14 protein-coding genes are annotated in these 20,742 nt (G+C 45.4%); 3 read left to right on the top strand and 11 right to left on the bottom strand.

What is annotated here, in order from left to right:
- Positions 1 to 6: 6 nt before the first annotated feature.
- Positions 7 to 4,317 carry a 2-hydroxyacyl-CoA dehydratase gene (locus FD04_RS05210; protein WP_235805655.1) on the bottom strand — a complete coding sequence of 1,437 codons (4,311 nt, stop codon included), beginning with the start codon at positions 4,315 to 4,317 and terminating at the stop codon, positions 7 to 9.
- Positions 4,318 to 4,816: 499 nt separating this feature from the next.
- Complete coding sequence (locus tag FD04_RS05205) at positions 4,817 to 5,587, bottom strand: Cof-type HAD-IIB family hydrolase (protein WP_056947535.1); 771 nt, start codon at positions 5,585 to 5,587, stop codon at positions 4,817 to 4,819.
- Positions 5,588 to 5,815: 228 nt separating this feature from the next.
- On the opposite strand from FD04_RS05205, the gene FD04_RS05200 reads away from it, so the two are divergent.
- Positions 5,816 to 6,475 (top strand): deoxynucleoside kinase, encoded by a 660-nt coding sequence (locus FD04_RS05200; RefSeq protein ID WP_054699655.1) that lies wholly within the window; start codon positions 5,816 to 5,818, stop codon positions 6,473 to 6,475.
- Positions 6,476 to 6,657: 182 nt separating this feature from the next.
- On the opposite strand, the gene FD04_RS05195 is transcribed toward FD04_RS05200, so the two are convergent.
- Together FD04_RS05195 and pepV are read right to left on the bottom strand one after the other, a co-directional pair.
- Positions 6,658 to 7,152 carry a universal stress protein gene (locus FD04_RS05195; protein ID WP_054699653.1) on the bottom strand — a complete coding sequence of 165 codons (495 nt, stop codon included), beginning with the start codon at positions 7,150 to 7,152 and terminating at the stop codon, positions 6,658 to 6,660.
- Positions 7,153 to 7,194: 42 nt separating this feature from the next.
- On the bottom strand, positions 7,195 to 8,610 hold the full coding sequence (pepV, locus tag FD04_RS05190) for a dipeptidase PepV (RefSeq protein ID WP_056947533.1): 1,416 nt from the start codon (positions 8,608 to 8,610) through the stop codon (positions 7,195 to 7,197).
- Positions 8,611 to 8,827: 217 nt separating this feature from the next.
- Here pepV and FD04_RS05185 point away from each other — a divergent pair, with 217 nt between their 5' ends.
- Positions 8,828 to 9,658 (top strand): NAD(P)H-hydrate dehydratase, encoded by an 831-nt coding sequence (locus FD04_RS05185; RefSeq protein ID WP_056947531.1) that lies wholly within the window; start codon positions 8,828 to 8,830, stop codon positions 9,656 to 9,658.
- Between the two features lie 114 nt (positions 9,659 to 9,772).
- Here FD04_RS05185 and FD04_RS05180 read toward each other — a convergent pair whose 3' ends face one another.
- Positions 9,773 to 11,437, bottom strand: a complete 1,665-nt coding sequence (locus FD04_RS05180; protein ID WP_082603138.1) for a putative polysaccharide biosynthesis protein — start codon at positions 11,435 to 11,437, stop codon at positions 9,773 to 9,775.
- A gap of 213 nt (positions 11,438 to 11,650) precedes the next feature.
- On the opposite strand from FD04_RS05180, the gene FD04_RS05175 reads away from it, so the two are divergent.
- Entirely contained in the window at positions 11,651 to 12,568 is a 918-nt protein-coding gene (locus FD04_RS05175; protein WP_056947529.1) for an alpha/beta hydrolase, read from the top strand.
- A gap of 99 nt (positions 12,569 to 12,667) precedes the next feature.
- Here the strand turns inward: FD04_RS05175 and purD are convergent, their stop codons facing one another.
- The 6 genes from purD to purL are packed head-to-tail and all read right to left on the bottom strand — an operon-like array spanning position 12,668 to position 20,740.
- On the bottom strand, positions 12,668 to 13,927 hold the full coding sequence (gene purD / locus FD04_RS05170) for a phosphoribosylamine--glycine ligase (protein WP_056947527.1): 1,260 nt from the start codon (positions 13,925 to 13,927) through the stop codon (positions 12,668 to 12,670).
- Between the two features lie 29 nt (positions 13,928 to 13,956).
- Complete coding sequence (gene purH / locus FD04_RS05165; protein ID WP_054699649.1) at positions 13,957 to 15,486, bottom strand: bifunctional phosphoribosylaminoimidazolecarboxamide formyltransferase/IMP cyclohydrolase; 1,530 nt, start codon at positions 15,484 to 15,486, stop codon at positions 13,957 to 13,959.
- Positions 15,487 to 16,077, bottom strand: a complete 591-nt coding sequence (gene purN, locus FD04_RS05160) for a phosphoribosylglycinamide formyltransferase (protein WP_268873321.1) — start codon at positions 16,075 to 16,077, stop codon at positions 15,487 to 15,489.
- Positions 16,049 to 17,086, bottom strand: coding sequence for a phosphoribosylformylglycinamidine cyclo-ligase (gene purM / locus FD04_RS05155; protein WP_235805654.1), 1,038 nt, complete (start codon positions 17,084 to 17,086; stop codon positions 16,049 to 16,051). The genes purN and purM overlap by 29 nt, the downstream gene beginning before the upstream one ends.
- Before the next feature lies 1 nt (position 17,087).
- The gene (purF, locus tag FD04_RS05150; protein ID WP_054699644.1) at positions 17,088 to 18,539 is read right to left on the bottom strand and encodes an amidophosphoribosyltransferase; all 1,452 of its coding nucleotides are present in this window, start codon (positions 18,537 to 18,539) and stop codon (positions 17,088 to 17,090) included.
- Positions 18,524 to 20,740, bottom strand: coding sequence for a phosphoribosylformylglycinamidine synthase subunit PurL (gene purL / locus FD04_RS05145; RefSeq protein WP_056947526.1), 2,217 nt, complete (start codon positions 20,738 to 20,740; stop codon positions 18,524 to 18,526). The genes purF and purL overlap by 16 nt, the downstream gene beginning before the upstream one ends.
- Positions 20,741 to 20,742 lie beyond the last annotated feature (2 nt).

The raw sequence follows: 20,742 nt of genomic DNA, 5'->3' as shown, positions 1-20,742 counted from the left end.
TAAATACTAAGCTTTAACGGTTACTTTAGCATTTTGAGCTGCCAGATTTTTGTTGGCAGTCGCTAGCATTAACCGAATTCGGTTTAATTGGTTAACCACTGAGGTCCCTGGATCATAGTCAATCGGTGAAATGTTGGCACCCTTAAATTGACGTCGGATTTCTTTGATCATACCCTTACCGACAATGTGGTTTGGTAAACAGCCGAATGGTTGCATGCAGATGATGTTTGGCACACCGCGCTTCAACAACTCGATCATTTCACCCGTTAGGAACCAGCCTTCACCGGTTTGATTACCCAACGACAAGATCTTGCTGGCGTCGTCTGCGACTGCTTCAATTGCCTCAATGCCTTCAAAGCGGTTTGAAGCATTCAAGGCCTTTTGCATCGGTTGTTCACACCATTTGATGACTTGCAGGGCAAACTCGGCGAACCATTTTGCCTTCACCGAAGAGCCTAAGTGTTGGTACTTATAAATTTGGTTGTACAGTGAATAATTCATGAAGCCAACGATGTCAGGCACAACCGCCTCGGCGCCCTCTTTTTCAAGCAGGCGAACGACGTCATTGTTTGCAATTGGTGAATACTTCACTAAAATTTCGCCAACGATACCAACTTTCGGTTTCACAACGTTATTCAATGGCACCGTATCAAAATCCTTCACGATTTGAGCGACATTGTGTTTGAATTCTTTAAAACTACCCTTTTCAATCGAAGGTTTAACCAGTTTCAGCCAATCGTCGTGCATTTTATCGATTTGGCCGACCTCTTTTTCATATGGTCGGGTCCGGTAAACGACCTGCTCGAATAAATCGCCGTATAGGAACGCGATTGCGACTCGACGCAACAACGGTAACGTCATCTTAAACCCAGGTGTCTCTTCCACCCCTTGATTACCAAGTGATAGGGAAACAACGGGTACTTGCCCAAAACCGGCGTCTTTGAGGGCCTTACGAATCAAAGGAATGTAATTAGTGGCACGACAGCCACCACCAGTCTGCGTCATCATCACTGCGGTATGGTCAACGTCGTACTTGCCACTCTGAAAAGCTTCGACCATTTGACCGATTGAAATGATGGCTGGATAGCAGGCGTCGTTATTCACGAACTTCTGGCCCACATCTACTGATGCACGGTCATTCATGGGTAAATTGACCACGTTGTAACCAGATGCCTGTAAAGCCACGTCAACCAGCCCGTGTTGGTGAATTGGTGACATCATTGGCAATAGTAACGTGTACCCTTTCTCGTGCATTTCAGGGGTAAAATCAACTGGTGCTTCATTTTCATGTAATTTAACTGGTAAAATTTTACGATTTTGACGTTCTTTAACGGCTGCTTTCAACGAACGTAACCGAATGCGAACCGCACCCATGTTGGTCCCCTCATCAATTTTAAGTGACGTGTACAACCGGTTATATTGGCTCATAATCTCTTCGACTTGGTCGGTATCGATTGCATCGATCCCACATCCAAACGAATTGAGTTGAACGAATTCCAACTGTGGCGTCTTGGCTGCGACTCGTGCAGCTGCATAGAGCCGTGAATGGTAGACCCACTGATTGACGACCCGCAAGCCCTTCACATCACCTAAATGGGCAATCGAATCCTCGGTCAAAACGTGGAAGCCTTCAGCTGTCATCAACTGTGAGATACCATGATTCACTTGCGGATCCAAGTGATACGGCCGACCAGCCAGCACGATACCGTGTTCGCCAGTTGTCATCAGCATCCGCATGGTATCTTCGCCCCGATTACGAATCTGTTGTTTGAAGTGTTCGAGTTCGGTATAGCCAGCCGCCAACGCCGACTTAATTTCGGCTTTACTGATATCAAAACTGCGTAGGGCGTCGTACAGGTTATTGGCAGTACCCTTTTCATCAGCCAAGTTGAGGTAAGGTGAAATCAGTTGGACTTGACCGGATGTAATCTCATCTACGTTGTTGCGGATGACATTGGGATAAGACTGTACGATAGGACAATTGAAGTGATTATCAGCATCTTGGTTTTCGCCAACTTCGTAGACGACAGCTGGATAAAAAATCGTTTCGTACCCGCGGTCAATTAACGCCTGAATGTGACCGTGAACTTGCTTGGCTGGATAGCAAACCGTATCAGATGGAATGGTTTCCATTCCTTTTTCATACTGTGCTTCAGTCCCTTTGGGTGACAATTGTGCCCGGATGCCCAGTTGACGGAAGAAAGTTTGCCATAATGGGTAATTTTCGTACATATTTAAAACCCGAGGAATCCCGATTGTCCCACGATAAGCTTGCTTCTTTCGTAGTGGTCGATAGCTAAAGAGCAGTTTATACTTTTCGGCCACCAAGTTGATCTTCCCGTTATCCTTTGGCACCCGTTGCTTCATACCACGAGCTTCACCACGTTCACAACGATTACCCGTTACGAACCGGCGGCCATCATTGAAGATGGTGATGGTCAGTGCACAGTTATTCTCACAGGCGCCACAGTGCATATACTCTTTTTTAAAACTTAGGTTGTCCATTTGATCAATTGATAACAGTGTGGTTTGATCACCAGTCTGATACGCATCTTCAGCAATTAAGGCGGCGCCATAAGCACCCATCAAACCGGCGATGTTGGGCCGAATGACTTCGGTACCCGCAATTTTTTCAAAGGCCCGCAAAACGGCTTCATTGTAGAAGGTCCCACCCTGACAAACAATGTGGTGACCCATGTCTTCAATTCGGCGCATTTTGATCACTTTGAAAAGCGCGTTTTTAATAATTGAAACTGACAGTCCGGCAGCAATATCACCAATGGTGGCCCCTTCTTTTTGAACCTGCTTCACCTTGGAATTCATGAAGACGGTACACCGTGACCCCAGATCTGATGGGTTTTTAGCCAATAAGGCCGCTTGCGCAAAATCTTGAATCTTGTAGTTCAAGGAAGTGGCAAAGGTTTCAAGAAACGAGCCACACCCAGACGAACAGGCTTCATTCAATTTGATTGTCGATAAAGCGTCATTCTTAATCGTCATGGCCTTCATATCTTGACCACCGATATCTAAAATAAAGTCCACGTCTGGTTCAAAGTAATGCGCTGCACGGTAATGTGCCACCGTTTCGACTTCACCAATATCGACCATCAACGCGTTTTTGATCAAATGTTCACCGTAACCGGTTACGGCTGTTTTACCAATGGTTACGCCAGCCGGCATTTTGGCATACATATCACGTAAAATCTGCTTGGTCTTTTCAAGGGGATCACCGTCGTTGCTATCATAATAGGTATATAACAACTTATGGTCATCACTCATCAAAGCGACTTTAGTGGTCGTTGACCCAGCATCAATTCCTAAGAAGGCTACCCCTTGATAAGTCGCTAAATCACGGGTATCCACTTTAGCCATTGCGTGTCGCTTGCGGAATTCTTGTAACTCGTCGTCATCTTTAAATAACGGATCAAGGCTGTGACTTGGGTGCATCCCAGCATCATCACCATTAAGTAGTAAATCTAAGATGTCAGCCAAAGTCGTTACTGGTTGGTCTTTGGCATACAAAGCCGCACCCTTGGCAACGAATAACTGCGGGTCAGCCGGAAAAATGACTTGTTCTGGCTCTAGAGCTAACGTTTCAATAAATCGAGCTCGTAATTGGTCCATGAAATAAAGCGGTCCACCTAAGAAGGCAACGTTCCCCCGAATTTTATGGCCAGCAGCCAACCCTGAAATGGTTTGATTAACCACGGCTTGGAAAATTGAAGCAGCAATATCAGCCTTGTGGGCGCCATCATTGATCAATGGTTGTACATCAGTCTTCGCAAACACGCCACAACGACTGGCGATGGGATAGATAGTTTGCGCATCCTTTGCCATGACGTTCAAGCCGCTGGCATCCGTTTTAAGTAGCGTGGCCATTTGGTCAATAAAAGCACCGGTCCCACCTGCACAACTCCCATTCATTCGTTGTTCCAAGGAATCACCAAAGAAGGTGATTTTGGCGTCTTCCCCACCAAGTTCAATTGCAACATCCGTTTCTGGAATCAGGGTTTCAACCGTCTTCGTACAAGCAATCACTTCCTGCACGAATTTAAGCTTCAATAAATTAGCTAACCCGATACCACCAGAACCAGTAATCGTGCAAGCTAACTTAATATCGCTACCAAGTTCATCGATGGCCTCACGGATAATTTTTTCACTGGCTGCTTTCACGTCAGAGTAGTGTCGCTCGTAACGTGAAAAGACCGTTTGATTATCTTCATCCATAATGACTAATTTAACCGTGGTTGACCCGACGTCGATGCCCCCAAAATACGTTGTGTTTCCCATCATCTTCACCTCAATCTCTCTGTTCATTCGTTCATATCATTTTCTATTAAGTATAGTGACTACTCACTTAGGATAACGCCTGATTGAATCCGATTTCAATGGCATATATCTTTATTAAATTTATGTAGATTGAATATGAATATTTTGGCTGACTCGTGGTGGAATATTATTCCAGTTTGGTGAATTTAATCCAAAATAATTTCTATTGGTACGTATTGCAAATGCCACTACGGGTTAACGGGTCGTTTGAGCTGCTGTGGGACCGGCTTCAGCCACGATAACCACGTGTCTTACACCTCGATACTGAGCCCCACAAACCCCGTGGGTCTCAATATCGTCCAGTACCACTAAACGCACAGCGTTAAGTGGTACTTATCACTGCAACCCAAACGACCCGCTAACCCTCCGTTCTCATCGTATTTATTAATCAACACAATTGGCCAATATTCACACTATTACTCAACACCCCATTCAGACAAAAACAGACCAGCAACGTCATCCGTCACTCGTCTGTCTAGAAATTCGATTACTTAATTAAATTGAAATGCTTCAGCCCGTTCACGATACCATTATTCATATTGGAAGTCGTAACATAAGCCGCTTTTTGTTTGGCCAGGTCATGACCGTTTGCCATTGCGATCGGCGTATCCACCATCTCAAACATCTGGAGGTCGTTTAATTGATCACCAAACGCATACGTGTGAATATTGGCTAAATGGGCTGCGTCTAATAAAATTTCGATACCGGTTCGTTTTGAAACGCCCGCCTTCATGGTATCAAGCGCACGAGGATTATTACGAACTAATGATAAAACCCCCTTAAACTTTTCTTGATATTGCGCTTCTTTATCTGTATTAAACACATTCATAAAATTGATTGGTTCATGCTCATAAAAGGTTGGATCTACCCTGGCGTCGAGCCGCAACAGTTTAAAGTTGGTGGTCGTCAATTCATTAGCTTCACTCAGTCGGAAGCCGCGGTTGTTAAAGTAACCTACCGCATCACCTTCTTGATTGGCAAAATCAGTAAAATCAGCTAAAACGGTTTTATCAATCACTTCCTGATGCAGTTTTTGGCCTTGATACTGAACGTAACTACCATTAGCGCTGACGGCAGAATCGATACCTGTTTCATCCAACACGTTTTGAATCTCAAAAATATTTCGACCAGTTGAAATGACTGAGAGAATATTATGTTGTGACATCTGCTTAATGGCATTAATACTTGCCGGGAGCACGTTTTTTTGATCATCGAATAACGTGCCGTCTAAATCAAAAAATACAATCGCATCATACATAAACTAACCTCACTCCTTTGACTCAATTATACTACGAGAAGTTTGGCGAAACTGGATGGGCGACTTGCCCATTTCAGATGACCGCATATCAGGCGTCACGAATGCTTTTACACCCGCTTTATCACTTGCTCAAAACAACACTTAAATCAGTTTTAAAATAACATGTAGTATCTCTACAAATTGTGGTACACTATATCTTGCGCATATTTTATTAAAAGAGGGGCTATTATGGTGATAATTACAGCCGGAATGATTGGTGTTGGGAAAACGACTTTAACAGGAATGCTTGCGGACCATCTAGGGACTAAGGCATTCTTTGAACCTGTTGGTGACAACCCAGTCCTACCTTTATACTATTCAGATCCTAAACAATACGGCTTTTTACTGCAGATTTATTTCTTAAACAAGCGGTTTGCGATGATCAAGCAAGCATTGGCCGATGATAACAATATCTTGGACCGCTCAATCTACGAAGATGCCTTATTCACGAAAGAGAACAATGCTGAAGGTAACATCTCAGACACTGAACTTTCCGTCTACTTAAAGTTACTCGATAACATGATGAGCGAACTCGACCAGTTACCAAAAAAGGCACCCGACTTGTTAGTCTACGCCAACAGTGATTTCGAGACAATTTTGTACCGAATCAAGAAGCGTGGCCGTGATTATGAACAAATTGATAGTCACCCTGAACTTGAATCTTACTACTATAAGATGTGGTCAGCTTATCAGAAGTGGTTTGACGAATATGATGTCAGCCCCAAAATCAAAATTGACTTACAAAAATATAACCTTGAAGATCCCAAAAACGTTGAAACCGTGCTTGGCCAAGTGGATGATGCACTTAGTCAGATTCGGCCAACCGATTCAATTTCGAACGCAATTTAAGTTTAATTCCGATATCAAAGGCACTGATCAATTGACCAGTGCCTTTTGTGCGTGCTTAAAATAACAATAACGATTAACTCATCTGCGTCGAAGGTCATGATGTTAGTCACTTTTCCATCAGTATAAGATGATACGAAAAAAGCATTTCCAAAATTGGAAATGCTTTTTTGCTGTTAATCACTTTAAAAAGCAGACAGTGCTTCATTCGATAAATCAGTCCGCACAATCAAGACATCAATTTGAGCGTTGGAGACCACGTAACTCGCATTAGAACCAAGCATCATCCGTTCAACCACATTGGCTCCGGTGGCCCCAATCACGATGAGGTCCGCGTTGAAAAGCTGTGGCATGTTCTTGGCTAACTCTAACTTAGGATTACCGAAAGTGACGTGAATTTCCACGTCTTTAACCCCAGCAGATAATGCCGATTCTCGATAACCAGCTGCCAGGTTAGTAATTTTTTCTTTCACGCTGTCTAACGCTTCCTGGTCAATGGCACCAAAGCCAAATTGGGTCGTGCCCAGTCCAACAAGCTTACCCAAGTTTAGGACGCTAACGATATATAACGTCGCTTGATTTCGTTTCGCGACGGCAATTGCCTTTTGAACCGCTCGTTTCGATTGACGTGAACCATCAATACCCACAATGATGCGTTGATAGTTGCTGAGTTGCGTCATCACTATCACTCCTTTACCGTTTTCGTCGGATTTGACGTTTGACTAGTCCGCTAGTTCGTTTGCTAACGCTTCAATGGAACGACCATAAATGGCCATTGCCAACATCAAATCAGACAGTGGCTGAAATTCGTCGACTTGGTGCATGGTATCAGGTGTGCGATCGATAAACAAAGCACCAAAAGCGACACCACGTTTCATCAGTCGACCATAAGTACCACCACCAACCACTTCAGGTTGCGCGGCTTGATCACCGGTCAATTCGTGGTAAGCCCCCATTAATGTCGTGACGATTGGGTCTTTAGGATCAACGTAGTGAGGTACCATTTCTCGGCCCTTAGAAAGTTCAAAATGACGAGTAGCTGCCACATCATTGAGCTTGTTCTCTAAATCATCTGCAGTCATTCCCTTCGGATAACGGAAGTTCATCACGATTTTGCCAGTTTTACCAGCTTCAAACGCCATGACACCAACGTTCATGGTTAAATCACCCATGATATCATCAGTGAATGCCAACCCTAATTTAGTGACGCGAGAATCATCATGCAACTCATTGGCGAGCAACTGTAAGAAGGCTTCTGCATCGCCGCCAAAGGCATATTGGCTTAAAAATGATGCCAGGAACGTTCCACCGTTGATACCATTCTTAGGTTCCATACCGTGAGCCGCTTTGCCAATCACGTGGAAGTGAACACCGTCACCTTCAATGTGAACGTCACCGGTTACCGGTGCTTCGTCTAAGAATGCGGTGAAGGCCGTCACTAGCGCTTCATTGTCATCCGTTTCGACAACTGCAGTCGCGTCACGAGGCACCATATTTTCACGCAAGCCCGCCTTGAACTGGTTAAGCTTAAATTGACCGCCGTTGGTCCCCTGAGTTGTCAAGGTAAATGATACGTTACCTTTCTCGCCATTGATCAACGGAAATTCGGCGTCTGGTGAAAAACCCATTGTCGGTTCTGGCTGGGTCTTGAAGTAATGTGTCATCCCAGTCCAATCGCTTTCCTCATCAGTTCCCAAGATAAAACGAATTTTCTTATTGAGCTTAATGCCCTGTTCCTTCAAAATTTTGAGACCGTAGTAACAAGCTAACGCTGGTCCCTTGTCGTCTGAGGTACCACGGCCATAGAGGTTACCATCACGCTGAGTGAGTTTAAAGGGATCAGTGGACCAACCTTCACCGGCGGGCATAACGTCAACGTGAGCCAAGATAGCCACCGTCTCGTCACCTTCACCGTACTCAACAAACCCAGCCAAATTATCCAAGTTGGTGGTCTTAAAACCATCTCGTTCAGCCATCTTCAAAAAAGCCTGTAATGCTTGTGCGGGGCCTGGGCCAAGTGGCGCTTCTGCAGTCTTCTTTGAATCGTCACGAACACTCTCAATTGCAATTAATTGACTTAAATCTTCTAAATAAGCTGCTTGATGTGCTTGGGCAGCTGCTTTCCAATCTACTGACATTCAAGTTCCCTCCAATATTGGTATCACTTTCATTTTAGCATAGGTTTACAACAAAGTGCGGAAGAAGACGTTTTGATAGCCATAGCATTAGCCTGGTGGCGCCATTTTCTCACCTAATGCATAGGAAGTCATTTCCTATCAAAGGCTTCAACGCCCACTCACCATCACTCGGGCTGTGCTATACTCAACTTAAACAAAGAAATGGAAGGCGATCACTTTGAAACAACTTACCGAAGCAATCTTGGCCCAAACTATTCGTGTTCGACCGGCGGAGAGTCATAAAGGTACTTATGGGCGTGTCTGCCTCATTGGCGGTAACGCTCAATTTGGTGGTGCCATCTTAATGGCTACCGAAGCTAGTGTTTACAGTGGCGCCGGGCTTAACACCACTTTGACTGATCCAAGTAACTTTGTTAGCTTGCATGCCCGTTTGCCAGAAGCAATGGTTGCCGATTTTACTGATCAGTCAGCCCTTTCAGCATTAGTAACGGCTGCCAACACCGTTGTGATTGGACCGGGATTGGGCACCGATGCCACCAGTCTTGATATTTTGACCAAGGTATTTCGCCTGGTTTCATCGAAGCAAACGTTGATTATTGACGGCTCAGCCATTACGCTAGTTGCCAAACACGACTTGGCACTACCTTCAGCACAGTTGGTATTCACCCCGCATCAAATGGAGTGGCAGCGATTAACCGGTATCAAAATTGCGGATCAAACAGATGACGCCAATGAGACGGCTCGAACTCAATTGATGAACGGGACGGTTGTTTTAAAGTCACATCAAACAAAAATTTATACGCCAACTGGTAGTTATTTAAATACAACTGGCACACCAGCCCAAGCTACTGGCGGCATGGGTGATACGCTTGCTGGCATGATTGCCGGTTTCACGGCCCAGTTCACTAACCAAACAGACGCCATTCTTGCGGCGGTCTACGCACACAGTGATATTGCCGACTTGTTAGCAAAACGCCAATACGTGGTACTACCCACTCAAATTATTCAACAACTACCGAGCTATATGTACAATCATCAGCACAAATAAATGATAATCCTCATTTATAAGCTGATAAAAATTCGCACTTCTCATAATTGATCAAAAAAACGGTGTTTGCGCTAAATTGGCCAAACACCGTTTTTGATTTAACTAAGATATGGTTTATTTGATACGTAATAACCGTCGTAATCGCGCAGTTCGCTCCCCAATCACCGTGTCTGCCAGTCTTGTGTGCAAGACCATATAGACGTATAGGTAGCCGGCAATACCAACCGCCAGCACCACAATCAGTAAGCTGCCCATCCGTGAATCGACCGCCATAAAGTGACCAAATAGACTGCTTGACACCTCAACGACCAGATTAGCAATGATACACATGGCAATTGAAAAGCCTAGAATTCCGTTTGTTTTTTTGGCAATGCCCTGGAAATCAACGCCAAAGGCTTGATTTAACCAGCGCAAAATTAAGTAGTTGGCCACAATGAATCCAATGGTCGTGGCGACTAACGGTCCAAAAACCCCCATGTAGTGAATACAAGGCCATTGCAAGGCTAACTTAACGATGGTTCCAACCGCGAAGTAACGTACTGCTCGCTTATTTTGCGAGACGCCTTGCATAATCGCTGAAGTAACACTGAATAAGCCAAGCATGATGGAAACAAAGGAAGAAAAGGCCAACACTGCGGTTGCCAGGTCTTTGTGTGAAGTGCCATAAAATAAAATATTTAACGGGTGGGCAATCGCCGCCATCCCCAAGGCACTCGGAATCATCACAAATTCAAACAGTAGCATTGCGTTAGTTAATTGCTGACTAATGTCTCGCTTATCACCACGGGTGTAAGCTTCGGATAACAGTGGTACCGCTGTAATGGCCAACGCCGAGGACAGTGACACCGTGATCATAATCAGCTTGTTAGCATTCACACTGAACATCGCAAACAAATCGTTTAACGTCCTCATTGAGGTGATGCCAGTACCCTTCATAAAGTTAAAGAAGGTATACTGGTCAATCAATTGAAAAATCGTGATGCCTGCACCAAGCACGATGAACGGCAATGCCTGTTGCAGGATTTCTTGATAAAGTTGCTTAGCTGGCACCACAATTTGATTATCACTACCAGCAACTAACGCATCAAAAGTTGACCGGTTTTTAAGATAGTACCAAACTAACGTTAGAATCCCGGCAATTGCGCCGATGCAAGCCGCAAAAGTTGACTGCGACACGGCCGTGATCCAACTACCATGTAAAACGCGCATGATGATAAAGGCCGAACCCAGCATGTAAAGCACTCGGGCCAACTGCTCCACGAACTGTGAAATAGCTGAGGGTGCCATTTGTTGATACCCCTGGAAAAAGCCTCGTGATAGGCTCATCACTGGAATAATCAAGACAGCCCATGCCAGCGAATGTAGGACTGGAATGACTCGAGCATCACCACCATCAAAAAGTGGTGCGCCGAAGAACAAAATACCAGCACACACGATCCCGGTCAGTGCTGCCAGGACAAAGCCATGCTTGTACAGCCGAAACCCCACGCCATATTCGTTAATGGCGTTATAGTGTGCTACCTGTTTGGCAATGGCTGAGGGGATCCCCGCAATCGCCGCAATCAGGAAGAAGCTGTAGATGTTATACCCCTTCCCATAGAGCGCATTACCTTGGAAGAAGTAACTGCCAAACCAGATACCCCATGGAATGATATAAATTGCACCCAAAATCCGGGAAAAGATACTCCCAGCTGTCATCCAAGCGGACCCTTTCACCATTTGGTCCTTTGAATCGTTTGTGACGTTTTGTGCACCATCACGATTTGACATCTCAGTCATTTAATAACCTGCTTTCGTTTCACCCAACAATAAATTCCTTATTATTTTAATATGTTTTGTGCAACAGAGCAATTAAATTTGCGGAATCTTAAGCAGCAGAACCTTAATTTAGTAGCAAATTTAATAAGATTCAGGTTCCTTCTGGACTTTTAGCCGCATCGTAGTGACAATTTGTTATAATAATTTGATATCAATTGATTTGGGAGGTTCACCGTGAAGCGAAGATGGTTGATTTCAGCCTTAATTGGCTTTTTTATCATATTAATTTTAGTTGGTAGCGCGGCCGTCATTCGTCAAAGACGAGCAGCTTACCTTAAAGCCAACTACCAGTTCAATAGTACGCCCACCATCTTCGTGCACGGTTGGACCGGTGGGCAAAAATCGGAAGTCAAGATGGTCCAAGCTGCTGAATCATCTCACATCGCAACTCACAAAATGACGATTAGGGTGCGCACAAACGGCACCCTCAAAATCCACGGTCATTTAACGAAACACATGAAAAATCCCATCGTTGAAGTAATCTTTAATAATAATCGGGCCGGTGAAATCCAAGATGCGATGTGGTTAAAAACCATCATGCGTCGCTTAAAAACCACCTACCACATCAAAAATTACAATGCGGTTGGCCATTCAATGGGTGCGTATGCGTGGACGTACTATAACTTACTGGTTGGTAACAACAAGGCATACCCAACGTTACAAAAAGCGGTCCTAATTGCAGGCCCCTATGATGGCATCATCAATAACCATAAGCTCAACCAGCCAACCACCCCTCCACTTAGTCGACTATGGGATGACGGACCTAATCTCATGCAGTCCGCTGCCAATGGCAAGCCCTCCATCATTCGGCCAGAGTTTAAAAAACTGTGGCGACTCCGAAATAATTTTCCTGCTCAAGCACACGTTTTAAATATCTATGGTAATTTGCAGGATGGGTCGCATTCTGATGGTGTGATTACCATGCCTTCAGCTCGATCACTCGGTTATTTATTAAAGAATCGAGTCGCCAGTTATCAAGAATATCAAGTCCAGGGGCCAACTGCTCAGCACAGCAAGCTACACGAAAACAACCCGTTCGTCGATGACGCTTTGATCGACTACCTATGGCGGAAGGACGGAAAATTCAAATAATTTGAACGAGCGTTAAATCCAACCAATCAAAACAACAACACCGTAAACTCCAGTGAATGAGGAATTTACGGTGTTGTTTTATGTCTTAAGTATTTTAGATTAATTTGGAGACGGTGTTAACGCATGGAAGCCAATATCATGGCGGAAAGTATACGCAGTTTGATCAACGCTATCATCTAAAACCTGATTGACCCGCTGTTGGGCAGCCCTGATGGTGGCAGCTGTCGCCGTCACCATCAATACCCGGCCGCCATGACTGACAACTTGACCATTTTCCTCAACTACGCCCGCGAAACTCACTTGCACGTCAGTCGCTTGGATGTTGGGTAATGGTCGACCGTTCACAGCTTGTCGAGGATAGTCTCGAGAGGCAACAACGGTCCCCAAATAATACTGATCGGTTTGCCACTTGGCAACGGGTTGTTGACCACGTTTAAGTTGCAAAATGAGTTCGCCCAAGTCACTTTGGAGCTGGGGCAACACAACCTGGGTTTCGGGATCGCCCATCCGCACGTTAAACTCAATGACTTTAATTCCACTAGTCGTCTTAATTAAACCCGCGTACAAAAAGCCTCGGAAAGGTGTCTTTTGATCAACCATCGTTTTGAGAATCGGCATCACCACTTCTTGAACTGCTTCTTGTTTTAAAGCCTCAGTGATATGCGGTACCGGGCTATACGCACCCATACCACCGGTGTTTGGGCCCAAGTCGCCATCCTCTAGTCGCTTGTGATCTTGAGCAACTGGCATGGTTATAAACCGTGTCCCATCAACCAATGCAAACAACGAAAATTCTTCGCCGACCAGATAATCCTCAATCAATAATTTTGATTGCGGACCTGCCATTAACTGAGCTACAGCCTGCTCAGCAGCGTTCTTTGTATCAGCAATAATCACGCCCTTACCAGAAGCAAGTCCGTCAGCCTTAATCACCAATGGTAATGCTTGCTGACTCACATATTGTAACGCGGCAGTCTGATTATCAAACTCCTGGTACTGCGCAGTCGGCACACCGCTAACGGCCATCATCTGTTTCGCGAAGGTTTTAGAGGATTCCAGTTGGGCAGCCACTTGATTTGGACCAAAAATTGGTAATTGACGTGCTTCAAAGTAGTCCACGATGCCCTTAGACAAAGGCTGTTCAGGCCCCACCACAGTGCAGGTCACTTGATGGCTGTTCGCAAAATCGGCTAAGGTTGAAAACGCTAATTCATCAATTGAAATAGGTTCAACACGAGGCAAATCAGCCATTTTTGGGTTACCAGGTGCCACAAAAACGTGTCGTTGTTTATTTTTTGCCAACGTTTCAGCGATGACGTATTCGCGACCGCCACTACCAACTACTAGCCAGTTTTCCATCGGTGTTTCCTCCCTTATGCTCAATAGATTTAGTGTTTAAAGTGACGAACGCCCGTGAAGACCAGCGCAATACCATATTCATCGGCCTTATCGATAGAAGCCTGGTCTTTGATGCTCCCACCGGGTTCAACGACTGCTTTAATACCGTTTTGAGCGGCAAATTCCACGCAATCATCCATCGGGAAAAAGGCATCGGAAGCAACAATGGCATCGGCATAGTTAGGCTTGTCCTTAGCTTTATCAATCGCAATTTTAACGGAATCGATCCGGTTCATTTGACCGGCACCAACACCCAGAGTTTGGTTGGCGGTGGTCACAACGATCGCATTACTCTTGACATGCTTCACCACCGTTTGACCAAATTCTAATGCTGCTAATTGATCTGGCGTTGGCTGGACTTTAGAAACGACTTTAAAGTCACTGGCAGCTTCATGAGCGGTGTCGGCTTCTTGCATCAGTGCGCCACCTAATACCGTTACGCTATCATGGTGGGTTGGATTCACATCACCAAAATCTACTGTTAATAACCGCAAATTCTTCTTCTTGGCCAAAATGGCATAGGCATCATCATCAAAAGCAGGCGCAATGATGATTTCCAAGAACAAAGCGTGCATCTTTTCAGCAGTGGCTAAATCGACCTTGCGATTCAACGCGATGATGCCGCCAAAGATTGAGATTGGGTCTGATTCATAAGCTAAATTCCAGGCGTTCAACAGCGAATCACTTACACCAATGCCACATGGATTCATATGTTTCAAGGCAACAACAGCTGGTTGCTTAAAGTCTGCAATCATCCGCAATGCCGCATCGGCATCCCGTAAATTATTATACGAAAGTGCTTTACCGTGAAGCTGTGTCGCATTAGCAAGTGAGTACGGTTCTGGAATTGGATCTTTATAATAGGCGGCTTTTTGATGACTGTTTTCACCGTAACGCATATCTTCAACCTTTTCATAGGTTAATGTTAACTTCTCAGGAAACTCTTCAGTCGTCATGTAGTCGGCAATCAGCGCGTCGTAGGCAGCCGTTTCTCGGAAAACCTTAGCCGCTAATTCACGTCTAAAATCATCTGTCAGCTGTTCATCATCGAAGTGTTGTAAGAACGTCGCGTAATCCGACTGATCAGTAATAACCGTCACATCATGATAGTTCTTAGCGGCTGCTCGTAACATGGATGGCCCACCAATGTCGATCTGTTCAATTGCCTCAGCATCGGTGACGCCGTCTTTTTGAATGGTTTCTTTGAACGGGTATAGATTCACGCAAATCAGATCAATGGGCTGAATTTGATTCTCAGTTAATTTGGCCATGTGCTCCGGATTGTCCCGTTTAGCTAAAATACCAGCGTGAATGCGTGGGTGCAACGTCTTCACCCGACCATCCAGCATCTCCGGAAATCCGGTGATTTCTTCGACTGGGGTCGCCTCAACCTGACCGGCCAGTATGGTTTTTAAGGTGCCACCGGTTGAAATCACTTGGTAACCTCGTTCTACTAAAGCTTTAGCAAATTCAACGATACCTGTTTTATCAGAAACACTTAACAACGCTAATTTAGTCAATTAGAGCACTCCTTTTTGAATTAAATGACGAATCGTTTCAGGATAAAGCTGATGTTCTACTTCATGAATTTTAGTTTCTAAGCTGGCCAGGGTGTCGGTCTCGGATCGTAGTACTGGTGCCTGTGCAATAATCTCACCGGTATCGACCCCACCATCAACGTAGTGAATGGTAACCCCGGTGACTTTCACACCGTATTGATAAGCATCTTCGATTCCGTGGCGACCTGGAAACGCCGGTAATAAGGCCGGGTGAATGTTGATGATGTGGCGTGGAAAGGCAGCCAAAAGCGTACGGCCAATAATGCGCATGTAACCGGCTAACACTAAATCATCAACACGATATTCTGCCAGATCATTCAGTAGTTGCTGTTCACGCGCCACTTTGCTAACCCCTTTTTGGGCAACTGACATGACCACGGGAATTTGGTGATGATTGGCACGCTCAATTACCCCAGCATTCGGTTGATCACAGACAACGACGCAGATTTGAGCTGGTAGGTCAGCGGTCATTAACGCCTCAAAGTTGGTTCCGTTGCCTGAAGCAAAGATGGCCAAGCGTGGTTTAACTTCGGTATTCGACTGGTCGATCACGTCGATTCACCACCTTACCAATAAGTTGGAAGTCTGCTTGTTGCTGCGTCAATTTTGCCTGAACCTCAGCAACATTACGTGGCGATACGACGAGCACCATACCGATTCCCATGTTAAAAACTTGCCGCATTTCATCGACGGTCACGTCTCCGGCCGTTTGGAGAAATTTAAAAATTGCCGGTACGGTCCAACTGGCTGCGTCAATTTCGGCAGTCAAAGTTGCCGGAATCATTCTGGCTAAATTATCCGCCAAACCACCACCAGTAATGTGGGCCGCTGCATGAAGCAGGTTATCCGCAACTAATGGATAAACTGATTGGTAATAAAGCTTAGTCGGTTCGAGTAAAGCATCGGCGAGAGATTGGTTAAGTTCAGGATACACATGCATGAGATCAAGGTTAGCATCCTTCATGATTTTACGCACTAAGGAGTAACCATTTGAATGCACCCCACTGGAACTCAAACCAATTAATATGTCACCGGCCTCGACTTTGTCAGCGCCTAAGAGACTCGTCTTATCTGCCAGTCCCACCGCAAAGCCGCTTAAATCATAGTCTTCACCCTGATAGATGCCTGGCATTTCAGCCATCTCACCGCCAATTAATGATAAACCGGCTTGCTGACAACCAGATGCAATGCCTTTAACAATGGTGGTCACGCGCTCAGGTTCAAGCTGACCAAGCCCTAAATAATCCAGAAAGAACAGTGGTTTAGCACCCTGAGCCAAAACATCATTGGCACACATTGCCACTAAATCAATCCCAATGGTGTCATGTCGATTAGCCTCAATCGCTAATAATAACTTAGTCCCTACGCCATCCGTTCCAGAAATCAAAACTGGTGCCTCAAGACCACCCAGTAAGCCCGTCAGTTCGTATTCGGCACCAAAGCCACCTAAGCCGTGCAAGACGTTCTCATCATGGGTCTGGTTCACGATTTGTTTAATATCTTTAACGGCCGTTTCTCCAGCCTGAATATTTACGCCAGCCTGTTCGTATTGACTCGTCACCTTAATTCGCTCCTTCGTACAAACCCAATCGTGCGACTTCTGCATCAAATCCTGCTTGATAATCATACAATGGTGTCGGATACTGACCATCAAAATAAGCCGTACATAACCCATGATTCTCACTATCATTCAGTGGCCCAATCGCGTTGACTAACCCATCAACACTCAAATAGGCTAATGAATCCGCCCCAATTTGGTCACGAATCTGATCAACCGTGTAATTTGCACCAATTAATTCTTTAGTCGTCTGGATGTCAATGCCGTAATAACAAGGAAATTTCAAAACTGGTGAGGCAATGCGAACGTGCACTGACTTCGCCCCGGCGCGTTTTAATAAACGTACGATGTATTGACTCGTCGTACCACGTACAATTGAATCATCAACCAGCACGATATTCTTTCCGGCAACAACCGATTTTACAACTGAAAGTTTCATGGAAACACCGCGTGCTCGCTTGGCTTGAGTCGGTTCGATAAAGGTTCGAGCAACGTACTGGTTTTTGATCATGCCCATGTCATAGTGAATGCCACTCGCTTGCGCATAACCAATCGCTGCTGAGAGTGACGAATTGGGCACGCCAATCACAACGTCGGCATCAACCGGTGCTTCCTTAGCGATGGTGGCACCCATTCTCTTTCTCGCTTCGTGGACACTCACACCACGAATGATCGAATCGGGTCTGGCAAAGTAGATGTACTCCATCGAACAAATCGCCAGGTGCGTATCGGTGGTGAAGTGATCAACTGAAATCCCATCGTCATTCACAATAATTAACTCACCGGGTTCAACATCACGCACAAACGTCGCACCAACTTGATCTAACGCACAGGTTTCGCTACAAATCACAATGGCACCGTCATCCATACGACCGATGACTAAGGGCCGAAAACCGTTTGGATCAAGGGCTGCAATCATCATCGTCGGCGTCATCATTAAGTAGGCAAAACCGCCACGCACGTGATTCAACGATGCTTTTAACTGATCAATAAACTGAGGCGCCTGACTGGTTTGGACTAATTCACCAAGTAACTCGCTATCTGAAGTAGCCTGAAATTCAACGCCCAGAGCACTTAATTCCTGGCGGCACTGATCCGCGTTGGTTAAGTTACCGTTATGAGCCAGCGCAAACTGCGTCACTTCTGGGTGATCAAACAACATGGGTTGAATATTTTCAACACCATGATTACCGGCAGTTGCGTACCGAACGTGACCAATGGCGGCAGTACCAGTCAAGTGTGCCATTTTGGCTGGATCAGCAAAGACTTCAGCTAGCAACCCAAGACCACGATGTCGCTTAAATTCACCGTGGTTATTACTCACGATGCCAGCACCTTCCTGTCCTCGATGTTGCAAACTGTGCAAGCCGTCATAGGTTAATTGAGCGGCGTTCGTTGACCCCCAAATGCCAAACAGGCCACACTCTTCGTTGAGTCCTTTTACTTCATTAGGCATGTCAAGGCACCTCCATAAATGGCTTTTAAGTCACGGTTTGACGCGTTCACTTGACCATCAGCAGTTTTTAATGAGATGTGATCAGTCGAAGTGGTTTGACCTAAGTAACTCGCCCGACCGGCAGCCAATTGTTCAAAAATTTCGCGGTCCTGCGACTTGACACTCACCACAAAGCGCGATTGAGTCTCACTAAATAATTGCGCGTTAGTCAATTGTGTTTGACCCTCAAACCCAAGTTCATGCTCAACTAAAGCTTCAACAAGTGCAACGCCAAGACCGCCTTCACTCAAATCATGTGCACTTTGAAGGAGTCCCTCTCGAATAGCTGTTTGAATCAGTTGTTGATTAGCAGCTTCGGTATCCAGATCAAAATGCAACGTCCCTTTCGGTAAACTACCATTTAATTTCTGAATTTCAGAACCGGCGTAGTCATTGTAAGTTTCGCCAATGACGTACACTGCATCGCCAGCTTGTTTAAAGTCCTGCGTCGTAATGAGTTGTGTGTCTTCAATCAGGCCAACCATCCCGATCATTGGTGTTGGATAGATGGCTTGACCATCAGTTTCGTTGTACATCGACACGTTACCGGAAATAACTGGTGTATCAAATCGTTCACATGCGCGAGCGATGCCTTGGACTGACTGGTCTAATTCCCAATAGCTTTCAGGATCGTCAGGACTACCAAAATTAAGACAATCAGTGATACCAATTGGAATGCCACCACTAGCAACGATATTTCGAGCCGCCTCACTTACCGCAATTTGACCACCATCAAACGGATTCAAATAAATGTAACGACCATTGCAGTCAGTCGTCATCGCGAGCGCCTTTTTAGTGTGACGAACGCGAACGACAGCGGCGTCACTCCCCGGTGTCACCACCGTATTTGCTTGAACTTGCGCATCATATTGTTTAAAGACGGCCTTTTTTGAGGCAATCGTTGGTTGAGCTAACATCTGCTTAAGGGTGTCAGTTACGTCGTTCACCACTGGTGTCTCGGCAACAGCTTGATCATCCAGACGAGCTGGTTTTTGACTAGGTTGCTCATGTTCGACCACATCGTCCACTAAAGTCGTCACGGGTACATCCGTCACAAGTTCACCGTGTTGGTAGAGTCGGTACTGGCGGTCATCGGTCACGTGACCGACCACGACGGCGTCTAGGTCATAGCGAGCAAAAATATCTAACACTGTTTGCTCTTCACCCTTTTTGACGCATAACAACATCCGTTCTTGCGATTCGGACAACATGATTTCGTAAGCACTCATACCGAGTTCTCGTTGTGGAATCAAGTCCAAGTTCATCGTCACGCCACTTTTGGCTTTAGCAGCCATTTCTGCTGAAGATGATACTAGCCCAGCGGCCCCCATATCTTGAATACCCATCAAAATGTCAGCGTGATCATGAATGATTTCTAGACAGGCATCTGTCAATAATTTTTCCATGAACGGATCACCCACTTGAACCGCTGAACGATCAGCTTCCTTTTCTTCGCTAAATTCGTTAGAAGCAAAAGTCGCACCGTGAATACCGTCCCGACCGGTTTTTGCACCGACGTAGATGATACTGTTACCCGTACCGGTTGCGCGCCCCTTTTTCAAATCAGCTTGGTTCATTAAACCGACACACATTACGTTGACCAACGGATTGCCTTGATAAACACTGTCAAAGCCAATTTCACCGCCAACTGTGGGGATGCCAATGCAGTTACCATATGAGGCAATTCCAGCAACAATTTCGTTGAGAAGGTACTGATTCTTAGGGTCAGTTAACTCACCGAAACGAAGACTATCCAACGAAGCGATTGGCTTGGCACCCATTGAGAAAATATCACGAATGATACCACCGACGCCAGTTGCAGCCCCTTCAAAGGGTTCGACAAAACTAGGATGATTGTGGCTTTCAGCTTTAAACACAACGGCTTGACCATCACCAATATCTAAAACACCAGCACCTTCGCCGGGGCCTTGGATAACCCGTGAGCCGTCATTCCAAAATTTACGTAAAATTGGCTTCGAGTTTTTGTAAGAACAATGTTCACTCCACATGACCGCAAATAAGCCTGTCTCCGTGTAGTTTGGTAAACGACCAATGAGTTTTTGAGAGATATAGTCATATTCTTGTTCCGAAAGGCCCCAGGCTTCATAGGGCTTTTGTTCGCGAATCTCTTCTGGCGTTGGCTCTGTTCTTACTTGTTGCATCG

Source organism: Secundilactobacillus odoratitofui DSM 19909 = JCM 15043 (assembly GCF_001434895.1).
GTDB classification, from domain to species: domain Bacteria; phylum Bacillota; class Bacilli; order Lactobacillales; family Lactobacillaceae; genus Secundilactobacillus; species Secundilactobacillus odoratitofui.
Note: the sequence above shows the minus strand (reverse complement) of the source record. Positions and strands in the feature narration are given on the sequence as shown.

Bases quoted from the DNA above. Each gene is read 5' to 3' on its own strand.
- FD04_RS05180 (WP_082603138.1), bottom strand. From the start codon at position 11,437: ATGACTGAGATGTCAAATCGTGATGGTGCACAAAACGTCACAAACGAT.
- FD04_RS05210 (WP_235805655.1), bottom strand. From the start codon at position 4,317: ATGAACAGAGAGATTGAGGTGAAGATGATGGGAAACACAACGTATTTT.
- FD04_RS05195 (WP_054699653.1), bottom strand. From the start codon at position 7,152: ATGACGCAACTCAGCAACTATCAACGCATCATTGTGGGTATTGATGGT.
- purF (WP_054699644.1), bottom strand. From the start codon at position 18,539: ATGCCTAATGAAGTAAAAGGACTCAACGAAGAGTGTGGCCTGTTTGGC.
- FD04_RS05205 (WP_056947535.1), bottom strand. From the start codon at position 5,587: ATGTATGATGCGATTGTATTTTTTGATTTAGACGGCACGTTATTCGAT.
- purD (WP_056947527.1), bottom strand. From the start codon at position 13,927: ATGGAAAACTGGCTAGTAGTTGGTAGTGGCGGTCGCGAATACGTCATC.
- pepV (WP_056947533.1), bottom strand. From the start codon at position 8,610: ATGTCAGTAGATTGGAAAGCAGCTGCCCAAGCACATCAAGCAGCTTAT.
- FD04_RS05200 (WP_054699655.1), top strand. From the start codon at position 5,816: ATGGTGATAATTACAGCCGGAATGATTGGTGTTGGGAAAACGACTTTA.
- purL (WP_056947526.1), bottom strand. From the start codon at position 20,740: ATGCAACAAGTAAGAACAGAGCCAACGCCAGAAGAGATTCGCGAACAA.